This is a genomic window from Azospirillum sp. UENF 112521, from assembly GCF_058780665.1.
Window position 1 is genome coordinate 213,425 of the sequence record NZ_JBSNCI010000005.1, and the last position, 14,376, is coordinate 227,800.

Sequence of the window (14,376 nt, forward strand, 5' to 3'; positions counted from 1 at the left end):
GATGGTTTGCCGAGGCTACTGGAAACGTTTTCAGAAAATACCCCGCCCTGGTCATCTTCGGCCCATGCGGCTAAGGTCGCCTCCCCAATCGGGCACCCTTCCACACGATCGGTCTGGACATGAGCGTCTCGGGAAAAACCGTCGGCATCAAGGACGTGGCCCTGGCCGCCGGCGTGTCGGTCGCCACCGTGTCACGCGTGCTGAGCAACGGTCCGGTCAGCGACGCCCTGCGCAGGCGGGTGGAAGATGCGGTGCGCGCCACCGGCTACCGCCCCAACCTGTCGGCGCGGCGGCTGCGCTCGCAGCATTCGCAGACCATCGGGCTGGTGGTGTCCGACATCCGCAACCCCTTCTTCACCGCCGTCAGCCGCGCGGTGGAGGATGCGGCCTACCGCGCCGGGATGCGCGTTATCCTGTGCAACAGCGATGAGAATCCCGAACGGGAGGAGTTGTACCTGCGCCTGATGCAGGAGGAGCGGATCACCGGCCTGATCTTCGCCCCCACCCGGGCGACGCTCGACCGGCTGGACGGGCTGGATCTCGATTTCCCCGTCGTGCTGATCGACCGCAATGCGCCGACCGGCCGTCACGATGCCGTGGTCCTCGACAACCCGCGTGCCGCGGCGATGCTGGTGGAGCATCTGCATGGCCAGGGCTATCGCCGCATCGCCGGGCTGTTCGGCAACACCAGCACCACCGGCCAGGAGCGCCATGAGGGCTACCGCGCCGCCATGACCGCCCGCGGCCTCGCCCCGGCGGCCCGCTTTCTCGCCCCCCATGCCGATGCGGCGGAAGAGGCGGTGGTGGCGTGGATGTCGGAGCGCGAGCGGCCGGAGGCCTTCATTGTCAGCAACAGCCTGTTCCTGATGGGCGTGGTCAAGGCAGCCCGCCGGCTCCATCTGCCGATTCCCGACGGTCTGGCGGTCGCCGGCTTCGACAATGAACCCTGGACGGAGCTGGTCGGTCCCGGCCTGACCGTCATCGAACAGCCGGTGCAGGACATTGGCCAGTCCGCAATGGCCCTTCTGTTCGAACGGCTGGAGGCGCCGGACCGTCCCAGCCGCCGCCTCATTCTCGGCGGCACCTGCATCGTGCGCGGCTCCACCGCCGCACGGATGGCCGCGGCCGACTGAAGACGCCCATCAATGGCGTCAGGCGGCGATCCGACGACGCCATGCGGCGGGGCGCAACGGCGCCTCCCCCTCCCCTCCCGTGTGCGACCGGCCCAGCAACGGGCTAATCCCGATGCCGGAAAATGGGCGTCGCCGATAACCGCTGCCCGAAAGATACGCTAGGTCAGACAGTCCTCGCCAACGGATGTTCAAAGAAAAATACTCCCCTGGTGTGTGGGAAGAACAGTTCCGAAAGCGGCGTTGACCCTGGACCAACACCCCACTACCGTCCTGTTTGCAACGCACAACAAAAATGCGCGTCGGATCAAATAACGGCCGCATTTTACGATTGTTCCTCTTCCCGATAACTTTTGAATTTGTCGAACAATGTTGGTGATGCGAACTATTTTTCGCCGGCAAAAGTAGGCAAGTGAAAGCCGCTTCAAATCGGGAGTGGGGCTGCAATCAAAACAGGAGTTCCAGAACGACAGGTTACGCAGTGCGCGGGATTCAGGGCCATCAACGGGGGTGACGGCGCGATGCTGAAGGATTTGACCGGACGGAAGGCGGCGGCAAAGCAGAACAGCTTCGCCCGGCATGGCGTGGCGACGGTGCTCGTCACCGCCACGACGATGGCGCTGGGGCTGCTGACCGGGATCCTGGTCGCCCGCACCATCGGTCCGGACGGCCGGGGAGCGCTGACCGCGGTGCTGACCACCGTGCAACTGCTGGGCTGGCTGTTCGGCATGGGCTGCGGCAAGGCGGTCACCTATGCGCTGTCGCGTGACCATGCCGCCGGCGGCCGCCTGCTTAGCACCTGGACCCTGATCCTGCTGCCGGTTGCGGCGGTGGCGATCGGCGTCGGCTATCTGCTGCTGCCGACGCTGCTGGCGGCACAGCCGGCGGAAACGCTGGCGCTGGCGCGGCTCTACCTGCCGATGATCGCCATGGCCCTGCTGTCCGAACTGATGCTGGGCCTGATCCTCGGCGATCAGGATTTCCGCAGCTTCAACGCACTGAATTTCCTTCAACCGGCCGGCGTTGCCATCGTCTATGCCGCGCTGTGGGCCACCGGCCGATTCACGGTGGAGGCCGCCGTCATCGTCCAGGCGGCGATGAGCACGCTGGTGCTGGTGGTGGCGACCGGGCTGCTGGTCCGCCGCCACGGCATCGGCCGCCCCGACCCGGCGCTCGGCCGGCAGACCGTCTGGTATGCCCTGCGCACCCACGGCGACGTGGTGGGCGGCGTCATCACGCAACGGCTGGACCTGCTGATCATCCCGGCCTTCCTGTCGGCGACGCAGGTCGGGCTCTATGCGCTGGCGACCAGCCTGTCCTGGCTGATCGTCAGCCTGTCCGGCGCGCTCGCCACCGTCGTCATGCCTGCCGCCACCCGGCGGGGACAGTCGGGGCGCGAGTTGGTGCTGAACAGCCTTCAGGCGACCTTCGCCATCGGCGGTCTCCTGGGCGGCGGGCTCTTCGTCTTCGCCGACATCGCCATCGGGCTGGTCTATGGCCCGTCCTTCGCCGACAGCGCGCTGCCGCTGCGGCTGCTGCTGCCGGGCGCCATCCTCTATGCCGCCGCGTCGATCCTGCTGAACGGGCTCTATGCGGAGAACCGGCCCTTCACCGCCACCCTGGCCAATCTGCTGGGAATGGTGGTCACGCTGGCCGGGCTGCTGCTGTTCCTGCGCGGCGGCGGAATCCTGGCGGCGGCCATCGTTTCCACCGTCGCCTACACGCTGGTGTTCGCTACCGCGGCGACGCTCTACCGCCGTGCGACCGGACTGCCCTGGCGCGTCTTCCTTCCCGACCCGGCGATGCTTGCAGCCTTGCCGCGGCGCCTGTTCGACAAGCCGGCCCCGGTGACAGCCGCTCCGGCCCTTACTCCGGATGCCACCCCGGCCGGCCGCGTGGCCAAGTGACCGAACCCACCGGACATTCTTTAGGAATTGAGGAAACCGCAATGCGACTGTCGCTCTTGACGCCCGAATACCCACCCGGCGAAAAGCTCGGCGGTATCGCCACGCACACCCATACGATGGCCCGCGCACTGGCGCGGCTGGGCCATACCGTCCAGGTGGTGACTCCATGGAAGGCCGGCGGCCTGCCGGCCGGCACCTCCATCGAGGACGGCGTGACGGTGCAGCGCGTCGATCCGGGTCCGCACAGGCATGCGGTGGTCGACCGCTTCCGGACCAACCGCCGGCTGGCCGATGCCGTCCGCGCCTTCCGTCCCGACGTGGTCCATGCGGCGGAGTTCGACGCCGACGCCTGGTGGCTGACCCGCTTCAGCACCATCCCGGTGGTGACGCGGCTGGCGACCCCGACCGGGCTGGTGATGGACACCAACAGCCAACCCTGGGTTCCGCACACCCATCTGCTGAACGCACTGGAGCGCGACCAGACCCGGCGCAGCACCGCGATCTACGCCTCCACCCGCGCCATTGCCCGGCGGGTGGCCGATTACTGGCGCATCGCGCCGGAGCTGATCCAGGTCATCCCCAACAGCATCGACATCGCCGCGGTGGCGGCGAACCGGACGGCCGAACCGCCGATCCCGCTGCCGAAACGCTTCATCGCCTTCTTCGGCCGGCTGGAGGGACGCAAGGGCATCGCCACGCTGGGCCGCGCTATCCCGGGCGTCCTGGCCGCCAACCCCGACCTGCACCTGATGATGATCGGCGGCGAAGATTCGGCGAGCGCCGCCGTCATCGACCAGTTCCGCCGCGACGTCGCCCCAGTCGCCGACCGAGTCCATTTCACCGGCGCCCTGCCGCGCAACGACGCGCTGGCCGTGGTAGCGCGGGCCGAGATGGCGGTCGTCCCTTCCCTGTGGGAAAGCTTCGGCTTCGTGGTGGTGGAGGCGATGGCGCTGGGCGTGCCGGTGGTCGCCAGCGACTGCGGCGGCTTCCCCGAAATCATCGAGCACGGCCGCACCGGCTGGCTGGTACCACCGGGGGAAGCCGAACCGCTGCGCGACATGCTGATCGCCCGGCTGGCCGACCGCGAGGGGCTGAAGGCGGTCGCCGCGGCCGGTCTGGAGCATGCGAAGACGTTCGACGTCGACACGGTCGCCGCCCAGGTCGCCGTCCTGCTGGAGAATGCCAAGGCGGAACGCACCCAGGCCGCCGGCTCCGGCATCTACAACAACGGTTACCGCCGCCATTTCCGCCCCGACCACCCCACCACCCCCTTCTACCGCATCTATGACGAGAAGCGGCGCGCGGTGGCGGCGGAGCTGGAACGACTGCCGCGGATGCGCATCCTCGACGTCGGCGGCGGCTATGGCCGCATCACCGGCCCCTTCGCCGGCCGTCACGACGTGACGCTGGTCGACATCTCGCACGAGATGCTGGCGGAGGCAAAGGAGCGCTTCCCCGCCCTGACCGTCCAGCAGGCCGACGCCCGCAAGCTTCCCTTCCCCGACGACAGCTTCGACCTCGTCATCGCCATGGACCTGCTCTGCCACCTGCCGGATCTGGAAGCCGGCGTGCGCGAGTTGCAGCGGGTGGTCAAGCCCGGCGGCCGGATCGTCTGCGACACCACCAACGCCAACCCTCTGTGGGTGATCGCCTATCCCCGCTACTACCGCTGGCGGCCCGACCGGCTGCTGGCGACCATGCGCTGCCATGGCGTGCTGCCGGAATGGAAGGCGCTGGTCCGCCACCATTGGGCACCAGAGATGCGCAAGGCCATCGCCGCCACCGGCCTGACCCTGCAGAAGACCGATCACTTCGGCCCGCCGGGGGTGGCGAAATGGCACCTGTGGTGGTGCCGGCGCGGCGGCGGGACGGAGGGCCGCGCATCGTGACCAAACCGCCCCTTCTCCTCTTCCTCGCCCATGGCGGCGATCCGCACCGCGTCGCCATGGCGCCGGTGCTGGCCGCCGCGGCGGAACGCGCCGGATGGACCTTCGACCTCTATTATGACGGACGCCGCAGCGGCCGGCATTTCGGCGGTTGGGAGGACGGCAACCGCACCGAGGCGACCGGCACCGGCAGCCTGATGGCCGGCGGCCGGCATCTGGACCATGCGCTGTGGCTGACGACCTGCTTCCGCGTCGTGGCGCTGGGCGACCCGGCCTCTCCGCTTTGGCCGGTGGTGGAGGCGGGCGGCGAATGCGCCCTGCGCAGCACCGATCCGGCCGCCCTGTATGACGCCGCCTTCCGCCTGCTGGGGCAGCCGCTCCCGCAGGAGGTCGCGGTGCTGGACATGGCGCCGCAGACCCTGCTCGGCATCGTCGCGGCACCGTTCCTCTATCCGCAGCTGATGGCGGAGCCCTGCCTGGGCATCGACGCCAGTGCCGATGCCGGGCTGCGGGAACGGCTGGAGACGCTGGGCGCCCGGCGCTTCACCGGCCACTGCGTCGACCCGGTGCGCGCCCGCACCTTTCCCGGCGGTCTGGACACCGTCGAGGGCAAGGTGGCGGGGGAGAGCTATGCCAGCTTCAGCGTGGCATTGGCCCGCCGTCACGCCGCATGGGGACGCGGCACCTTGCTGGGCGACCCTGACCTGATCGCGGCGCAACTGCCGCTGGCTGCGAGCAAAAGGCTTCTGCCGCTCTATGGGCGGCCGCAGACCGACGTGATCGAGCGAGCCGCCGACCTGATCCAGGCCGGGGCGGACCCGGTCTATGGCCGGCAGTTCGACGATCACGACTTCTTCGCGCTCGGCCGTCTGGGCCGCGGCTTGCAGATCGTCGATCCCGATCCGCCCTTCGCCAGCACCGCCGCGGTGCCGCTGCGCATCGCCGCGCCGCCGCGCCCCTTCACCGACTTCGAGCCCGACGACGCCACCCTGCGCCGCTGGGCGGCGGAGGGACGGGTGCTGACCACGCTGGTCCTGTGGTCCGGCATGATCCGCGAGCTGCACTGCATCCCGCGCATTCTCGATCTGGTGGCGGCGACCGGCCTGCGCTGCGGGCTGGTGGTCACCGTCGACAGCCTGACCCAGTCCAGCCCCGCCGACCTCGCCCTGCTGGCGGTGCCGGAGGAGCGCGGCGGCGTGCTGGGCCGGGTGGAGCTTCTGCTGGGCAGCACCGGCCGCGGCGTCTGCGCCGAGGGAGAGATGCCGGGCCTCGAAAATCAGGGCGGTGAGCTGACCCGCCTGCTGGCCGATGCCCGTGCGGAGATCGCCACCATGCTGCCGCCAGGGCTGATGCCGCGCGGCTGGTGGCCGCTGGTCGACTCCCCTCTGGTGCCCGGACACACCCCGCGCCTGCATTGGGAGGAGGGCCGCCCCGTCCTGCGCATCTCCCCGCGCGCGCGCCCATCGGAAATTCCGGCAGCCAGCGTCGAGGCGGCCCCGAAAGACACGCCGCGCACGGCAAAGCGGAGCGGCGCGCCGGCGATGGACGCCCGGCGCCTGATCGGGAACGCGCTGCGCCGCTACCGGCTCGACCGCTTCTACGAGGCGTGGCGGCCCTACGACAGCGCCCGCCCCGGTCCGCTGCGGCCGGAGGTCGCCGCCGCCGTCCGCTCCGCAGGCTTCGATTACATGTGGACCAAGTCTGGTTTCGGTGCCGCCGAGGCGGTGGTGACGGACGGCGGATTTGTCGCGCTCCCCTTCACCGCCGGCGATTGGGACGGCTGGTCGCCCTTCTACACCATCCGCAACACCGCGCAGGTCCGGTCGGCGGAACGCCGCCTGACGCGCAGCGGGAAGCCGGGATGGCTGGCCTCCAACATCGATTCCATCCTGTGGATGCTGCCCGGAGAGGTTTTGGAAAAGGGACGCGCGCTGTTCCAGGTCGCCCAACTCGTCGCCAATGGCGGCGGGACTGGGACGCTGGTCAACGTCACCCCCAACACCGTTGCCCGCTATGCCCGCATCCTGGCCGAGGCCAAGGCCGGACACGGCGCCACCGCGCCTCCCGCGCGCCCGCCGGAGGTCGGCGGCAAACGGGCACCGGAGGCAGCGCCGGAAACCCGCCAGCCCACCCGCGACCCGGCAGAGGTCGCCTGAGCCGCCCAGCCGCATCAGCAAAACCCTGCACCGTTCGCCCGCTATGAAGGAGTTGAGCCCATGGACGCACCGGAACACCGATTGCCGTCAGGCACGGCCGGTCTCGCCGCCGGCTTTGTCGCGCCGCCGGTCGGAACGGGCGCCGACAAGGTCGACGTCAGCCGGCTGGTGCAGATGCTGTGGCGCCAGAAATGGCTGATCCTCGGGTTGACCGCGGTGCTGTGGCTGCCGGCGGTGTTGCTGATCAACGCCATGACCCCGCTCTACAGCTCCTCCACCGTCGTGGTGATCGACCCGCATCCGAACCGCGTCATCAACATCCCCTCCGTTTCCGAGCCGATGGGGATCTATCTCGACACCGTCAACACCGAGGTCGAAATCCTGCGCTCCCGCGATCTCGCCGCCCGCGTGGTCGAGGCGCTGAACCTGGGGCAGGAACCCGAATACGCCGCCCCCACCAACAAGCCGGGCCTGTTCAGCCCGCTGATGGAGGAAGGCCGCACCCTGGTGACCGAGGTGGCGGCGATGCTGCCTGAAGTCTCTGGCCGCCCTGCTGACGCCGCCGCCGCGCCCGGCCGCCCCGACCGGCAACGCACAGGACAGGGAAGCCGACCGCCTGACCGAGGCGTTCCAGAAGAATCTGCGCATCAGCCCGGGCGTGCAGTCCCGCGCGATCCGCATCACGGTGGAGGCGAAGGACCCGCAGCTTGCGGCCCGCGCCGCCACCGCCGTCGCCGACGCCTATCTCGCCATCCAGGTGGAAGCGAAGCGCAAGGCCACCCAGAACGCCAGCGAATGGCTGCAAAGCCGCCTGGACGAGCTGCGCCAGGACATGACGACCACCGGCCGCGCCGCGGTCGAGGCGATGCGGTCCGAGACCGGCATGGTGAAGGGCCGCGACGCCCCGCTGGTGAACGAGGAGATGTCGGCCCTGAACGGGCAGCTGGCGGAGGCGCGCACCGCCCATGCCAATGCCCAGGCCCGGCTGCGCCAGTTGCAGTCGGTCAGGCCCGGCAACCCGGAATCGCTGACCGGCACCGACATCGGCGGCGATCCGCTGATCACCACCCTGCGCCAGCGCCAGGCGGCGCTGAACGCCCAGCTGGCGGAATTGCGGGCCCAGTACGGCGACCGCCACCCGGCGCTGAACCGGCCGACCGCGGAACTGCGCGAGCTGAACGCCACCCTCGCCACCGAAATCGACCGCGTGGTCCGCAGCCTGCGGGGCGAGGTGGAACAGCAGGTCGCCAAGATCCAGGATCTGTCCCGCAGGCTGGAGGGCCTGAGGGCGGAATCCTTCGACACGCTTCAGGCCGACGTGCGGCTGCGCGATCTTCAGCGGCAGGCAGATGCGTCGGACGACAACTACCGCCGCGCCGTCACCCGCCTGAAGGAGACGCAGGTGCTCCAGGCGTTGGAGATGACGCCGGACGTGCGCATCGTCTCGGCAGCCGCCGTTCCGGGCGGCCCGGTCGGGCCGGGCAAGGCGGTGCTCGCCGGGCTGGCCGCGGTCGTCTGCGGTGCCATCGCCACCGGCGTCGCCCTGGTGCGGACCATGCGGCAGCGCGGCGTCTACAGCTCCCATCAGGTCGAAGCGCTGCTGGGCCTGCCTGCCGTCGGCATCGTGCCGCTGCTGGGCCGGGCCAAGCGGTCCACCCAGCGGAGGGGCGGTGCCGACGACGATCCTTATTCCAACACCGGCGGCGGCGATTTCGCCGAGGCGGTCTGGCGGCTCTGCGCCCGGCTGCATCTCGTGCGCACCGGGGCCGAGCCCGCCAGCGTCAAGGGCGGCGAGGTGGTGATGCTGACCTCGTCGGTGGCGGGAGAGGGCAAGACGACGCTGGCCGTGGCACTCTCTGCCTTCCTTTCCGACACCGGCCGGCGCGTCGTCATCGTCGATTGCGACACCCGCCGTCCGGCCGTTCACCGGCTTCTCGGCGGCGTCCGCCCGCCCAAGGGGCTGACCGACCTGCTGGAAGGCGACGCGACGCTCGATCAGGTTCTGCACATCGACGACCGCCGCCGGGTGTCGGTGATCGCTGCCGGCCGGCCGGTCGACCGCCCGCAGATCCTGCTCGGCTCCAAGGCCATGCTGTCGCTGCTGGTCGAGCTGGCCGAACGCTACGACGTCGTCGTCCTCGACACGCCGCCGGTGCTGTCGGTGTCGGACGCGCTGATCCTGGCGCCGCTGGCCGACCGTGTCCTCTACGTCGTGCGCTGGGCGCGCACCGCCTCCAGCCTCGCCAGTGCCGGCATCAAGCAGGTGCGGCAGGTCGGCGGGCGGATCGGCGGGGCGGTGCTGTCGATGGTCAACGCCCGCGAACACGCGAATCTCGAATATGGCGCCCGCCCGCCCAGCGGCCGCTCCTATCGCCTGCGCCGCATCGCCTGAGACCGAACCCTTGGCCTCAGGCAAGCGCCGGTCCCTTTCTGGAGAACCCACCATGAAAGTCGCGATCGTCCATTACTGGCTCGTTGGGATGCGCGGGGGCGAGAAGGTCGTCGAAGCCCTGTGCGAGCTGTATCCGGAGGCGGACATCTTCACCCATGTCTACCGGCCGGAACGCATGTCGCCGATCATCCGCAGCCATCGGGTAACCACGACCTTCATCGACCGGCTGCCGATGGCCCACCGGATGTACCAGAAATACCTGCCGCTGATGCCGCTGGCGCTGGAGCAACTGGACCTCAGCGCCTACGATCTGGTCATCAGCAGCGAATCCGGACCGGCCAAGGGTGTGCTGACGCGGCCCGACGCGCTGCATGTCTGCTACTGCCACACGCCGATGCGCTATGTGTGGAGCGGCTATCACGATTACCTGCACTCGGCCGGCCCGATCGTCCGGCCGCTGATGCCCTATGCCATCCACCGCCTGCGGCAATGGGATCTGGCGACGGCGGCACGGGTCGACCGCTTCATCGCCAATTCGCACACGGTGGCGCAGCGCATCTGGCGGGTCTATCGCCGCGACGCCACCGTCATCCATCCGCCGGTGGAAACACAGCGCTTCGCCACCGTCACCTGCCCCGGCGGCGGCGGCGGGAGCGACCATTACCTGTTCGTCAGCCAGCTCGTCTCCTACAAGCGCGCCGACATCGCCATCGAAGCGTTCAACCGCATGGGCCGCAAGCTGGTGGTCGTCGGCGAGGGAGAGGAGTTCCGGCGCCTGAAGCAGATGGCCGGACCGACAGTGGAGCTGGTCGGCCATTGTTCCCCGGCCGACCTCGACCGCCACTATGCGTCCTGCCGGGCGCTGATCTTCACCGCCAACGAGGATTTCGGCATCGTTCCGGTGGAGGCGATGGCCGCCGGGCGGCCGGTGATCGCTCTGAACCGCGGCGGCGCCACCGAGACGGTGCGCGACGGCCTGTCCGGCCTGTTCTTCGACCAGCAGACGCCAGAGGGGCTGATCGAGGCGGTGGAGCGGTTCGAAGCGCAGGAGTCACGCTTCAACCCTGCCGCCATCCGCGCCCATGCCGCCCGCTTCGACCGCGACGTGTTCAAGGCGCGCCTGCGCGAGACCATCGACAGCTGGATGAACGGCGAGGAGGCTTCCCTGGCGCCCGAACGCTCCACGGCGATCAGCCACCGCGGACGGGAGCTGGCACCGGCATGAGCGGCGGCACCACTCCTTCCATGGCGGCCCGTCCGATCTCGCTGGTGCCGGTGGATCCCGCCGCCACGGAGCGGCTGGGCGTCACCGTGATCGTCCCCACCTACCGCCGGCCGGACCAGCTGGCCGGTTGCCTGGACGGGCTGGTTCGCCAGACCCTGGCGCCGGTCCAGGTGGTCGTCACCGTGCGCGACAGCGATCCGGAGTCCGCCGAGGTCGCCCGCCGCTACCGCCCCGCCCTTCCCGTCGAGGTCGTCGGCATCGACGTGCCGGGACAGGTCGCCGCCATCAACCGTGGCATGGACCATGCCGTCGGGGACATCGTCGCCATCACCGACGACGACGCCGTTCCGCATCCCGACTGGGTGGAGCGGATCGAAGCCTGGTATCGCACCGACACCCGCATCGGCGGGGTCGGCGGACGCGACCATGTCTTTCACGGCACCGTGCCGGAAACCGGGGAGGCGGAGATCGTCGGCCGGCTGCAATGGTTCGGCCGCGTCATCGGCAACCACCATCTGGGCGTCGGTCCGGCGCAGGACGTCGACGTTCTGAAAGGGGCCAACTGGAGCTTCCGCCGAACGGCCATCGCCGGCCAGCGGCTGAACACGAGGTTGCGCGGCAGCGGCGCCCAGGTCCGCAACGAGGTGGATTTCTGCCTGCGCCTGTCCCGTCAGGGCTGGCGGCTGGTCTACGATCCGCTGGTCGCGGTCGACCATTTTCCGGCCGTCCGTTTCGACATCGACCAGCGTGGCAGCGACCATTTCCATCCGTTGGCGCAGGAGAACGCGACCTTCAACGACACGCTGGCGCTGATGGCCCATTTCGGCCCGGCCAACCGCGCCGCCTTCGCCGCCTGGGCGATGCTGGTGGGAACCTGCGAGTTTCCCGGGCTGGCGCAATGGGCGAGGCTGCGGCTGCGCGGTGACCGGCATGCCGGGGCGAAGCTGCGCGCCACGCTGCGCGGCCGGCTGGCGGGAATGCGGGACTGGCGGGAGACGGTGGCATGACCTTCGCCACAGCCGGCCAGGACCAGAGTCAACTGTCCCATACCCATCACGGCGCTGGCGGCCTGCCGTCCCTGGGCAAGCTGGCAGCCCCGGTCTTCTGGTTCCTGGTCCTGATGCCGGTGCTGGTCGGCAAGGCTGGCCTGCTGGAGATCATCTTCCCGGTGGGGGCGCTGGCCGTCGGCGCGCTGCTGGTGACGCGCGACCCGGCCCGTTTCGCCGCCTTCACCTGGTGGCTGTGGTTCCTGACACCGGAGGTGCGCCGGCTGGTCGACTACCAGGCTGGCTGGAGCGTCATCAGCCCGGTCATGGTGACGCCCTTCGCCGTCGGCGCCATGACTTGGGCCGTGATCGCGCAATATCTGCCGATGCTGCGCTACCGCGCCTATTTCGGCTTCGTGCCGGTGATGCTGGGCATCTTCTACGCCTACCTCAACGGCATCACCCAGGCCGGTGTGGCGGCGGCGACCTTCGCGCTTCTCAACTGGCTGGTGCCGGTGACGCTGGGGCTCTATGTCGCCCTGCATTGGCCGCTCTACCCGCAGATCCGCGACGCGGTGCTGCGCGCCTTCGTTCTGGGGCTGGCGCTGGTCGGCGGTTATGGACTGATCCAGTATTTCTTCATGCCGGCCTGGGATGCCCGCTGGCTGATCAATGTCGGCATGACCAACCAGGGCATGCCGCTGCCGATGCAGGTGCGGGTGTTCAGCACGTTGAACTCCTCCGGCCCGCTGGCTTTCCTGCTGGTGACCGGGCTGGCGGTGCTGCCGGCGGCACGCGGCATCCTCGTGCCGATCGCCGGCGCGCTGGCGCTGGGGTCGCTGCTGCTCAGTCTGGTGCGGGCGGCGTGGCTGGCCGGGCTGTTCACCTTCGCCTGGCTGCTGCTGACCATGCCCGGCCGGCACCGGCTGAGGCTGGTCGCGGTCGGCGTCGGTCTGGTGCTCTGCTCCCTGCCGCTCCTCAGCGTGCCGTTGGTCAACCAGGCCATCGTCTGCCGCTTCGACACGCTGAATTCGATGGAGAACGACCGCAGCTATCAGGAGCGGCAGGAATTCTACGGCCGCTTCCTCATCCAGGCGCTGACCGAAGTGCGCGGCGCCGGTCTCGGCACCATCGACACCGCGACCAAGCTGACCAACGAGGACGGCCAGCTGGGTGCCATGGCCTTCTTCGACAGCGGCATCCTGCGCGTGCCTTACGAGCTGGGCTGGCCTGGCACGTTGGGCTATGTCGCCGGGATCATCGCGCTGACGGTGGGCATGCTGCGCCGCGGCGGGGCGCCGCCCGACCCCTTTGCCCGCTGTGCCGAAACGGCGGCGCTGACGATCCTCATCTGCATGGTGTTCGAGCACACGCTGGTGAAGGTCACGGGCGTCGGATTCTGGTTCTTCCTGGGCATGGCGATGGCCGCCAAGAACCATGGGCTCGCCACCCAGCAAGCCGCCGTCCAGCAACCCGCGGCAAGCCAATTCCAAGAGGACAAGCAATGGACGGAAGCCTGATCCTGCCCGGCACCCTGCCGGAAGAGATGCGGGAGGCCAGTGTGCTCCAGCTTGGGCTGGGCTGGTTTCCGGAAACCCATGGCGGGGCGGAGAATATGTTCTACCACCTCGCCCGCCATCTGCCGCAGCAGGGCATCGCCGTCTCCGGGCTGGTGCTGGGCACCGTCTCCGAAACGCTGGACAATGGCGCCCGCATCGCCAGCTTTGCGCCTCCCTCGGCCTCGCTGCCGCGCCGGATGGTGGCGGCCCGGGCCGCCATCGCGGAGGCGCTGCGCCGGCAGGCGCCGGACCTCGTCGCCTCGCATTTCGCGCTGAACACGGTGGGGGCCCTGCCGGCTCTGCGCAATCGCCCGATGGTCGTCCATTTCCATGGCCCCTGGGCGCTGGAAAGTGCGGCGGAGGGGGCCAGCCCGCTGGCGGTCCGACTGAAATTCATGGTGGAGCGGCTGGTCTATCACCGCGCCACCCGCTTCGTCGTGCTGTCCCGGTCCTTCGCCACCATCCTGGCCGAGCGTTATGGCGTGCCGCCGGAGCGCATCCACCGGGTGCCGGGCGGCGTCGATGCCGACCGCCACGACCTTCCCGACAGCCGGCAGCGGGCGCGCGCCCGGCTCGGCTGGCCTCTGGGGCGCCCCACGGTGCTGACGGTGCGGCGGCTGGTGAAGCGCATGGGGCTGACGGCGCTGGTCGATTCCATGGTGGAGCTGCGCCGCCGGGTGCCGGACGTGCTGCTGGTCGTCGCCGGACGCGGGCCGGAGGCAGCAGCCCTTCAGGATCGCATCGGCGCGCTGGGGCTGGAGGAGCATGTGCGGCTGCTGGGCTTCGTACCCGATGCGCATCTTCCGCTGGCCTACCGCGCCGCCGATTTGTGCGTGATGCCGTCCCAGGCGCTGGAGGGGTTCGGCCTGACCGCGCTGGAATCGCTGGCGGCCGGCACCCCGGTGATGGTCACTCCGGTCGGTGGCCTGCCGGAGGTGGTGGAGGGGCTGGACGGCGACCTCGTGCTCGCCGGGACCGACGCACGCTCCATCGGCATCGGCCTTGCGGAGGCGCTGACCGGCGTCCGCCGCCTGCCGGATGCGGACGCTTGCCGAGCCCTGGTCCGCAGCCGCTTCGACTGGCCGGTGATCGCCGCCCGCACAGCCGCGGTCTACCGCGGCGCCCTGCAATGAGC

Annotated in this window: 9 protein-coding genes and 1 pseudogene; all 10 read left to right on the forward strand. The window is 69.8% G+C overall.

The features are described 5' to 3' along the window. Positions 1-119: 119 nt before the first annotated feature. Positions 120-1,133 (forward strand): LacI family DNA-binding transcriptional regulator, encoded by a 1,014-nt coding sequence (locus tag ACWPN8_RS25935; protein WP_492242828.1) that lies wholly within the window; start codon positions 120-122, stop codon positions 1,131-1,133. Between the two features lie 518 nt (positions 1,134-1,651). Then, on the forward strand, positions 1,652-3,037 hold the full coding sequence (locus ACWPN8_RS25940; RefSeq protein WP_492242829.1) for an oligosaccharide flippase family protein: 1,386 nt from the start codon (positions 1,652-1,654) through the stop codon (positions 3,035-3,037). Positions 3,038-3,078: 41 nt separating this feature from the next. Next, entirely contained in the window at positions 3,079-4,926 is a 1,848-nt protein-coding gene (locus ACWPN8_RS25945) for a glycosyltransferase (protein ID WP_492242830.1), read from the forward strand. Further along, positions 4,923-7,079: a hypothetical protein gene (locus ACWPN8_RS25950; RefSeq protein ID WP_492242831.1), complete on the forward strand. Its 2,157-nt coding sequence runs from the start codon at positions 4,923-4,925 to the stop codon at positions 7,077-7,079. The genes ACWPN8_RS25945 and ACWPN8_RS25950 overlap by 4 nt, the downstream gene beginning before the upstream one ends. Positions 7,080-7,253: 174 nt before the next feature. After that, positions 7,254-7,439: pseudogene (locus ACWPN8_RS25955) on the forward strand (Wzz/FepE/Etk N-terminal domain-containing protein); the annotation flags it as partial. Positions 7,440-7,737: 298 nt separating this feature from the next. After that, the gene (locus ACWPN8_RS25960; protein ID WP_492242832.1) at positions 7,738-9,471 is read left to right on the forward strand and encodes a GumC family protein; all 1,734 of its coding nucleotides are present in this window, start codon (positions 7,738-7,740) and stop codon (positions 9,469-9,471) included. 52 nt (positions 9,472-9,523) lie between these two features. Then, positions 9,524-10,696 (forward strand): glycosyltransferase, encoded by a 1,173-nt coding sequence (locus ACWPN8_RS25965; RefSeq protein ID WP_492242833.1) that lies wholly within the window; start codon positions 9,524-9,526, stop codon positions 10,694-10,696. Next, a complete protein-coding gene (locus ACWPN8_RS25970) occupies positions 10,693-11,703 on the forward strand; it encodes a glycosyltransferase family 2 protein (RefSeq protein WP_492242834.1) in 1,011 nt (336 codons plus the stop codon). Before ACWPN8_RS25965 ends, ACWPN8_RS25970 begins: the two co-directional genes overlap by 4 nt. Beyond that, the gene (locus ACWPN8_RS25975) at positions 11,700-13,202 is read left to right on the forward strand and encodes an O-antigen ligase family protein (protein ID WP_492242835.1); all 1,503 of its coding nucleotides are present in this window, start codon (positions 11,700-11,702) and stop codon (positions 13,200-13,202) included. The genes ACWPN8_RS25970 and ACWPN8_RS25975 overlap by 4 nt, the downstream gene beginning before the upstream one ends. After that, positions 13,187-14,374: a glycosyltransferase family 4 protein gene (locus tag ACWPN8_RS25980; protein WP_492242836.1), complete on the forward strand. Its 1,188-nt coding sequence runs from the start codon at positions 13,187-13,189 to the stop codon at positions 14,372-14,374. The genes ACWPN8_RS25975 and ACWPN8_RS25980 overlap by 16 nt, the downstream gene beginning before the upstream one ends. Positions 14,375-14,376: the final 2 nt, after the last annotated feature.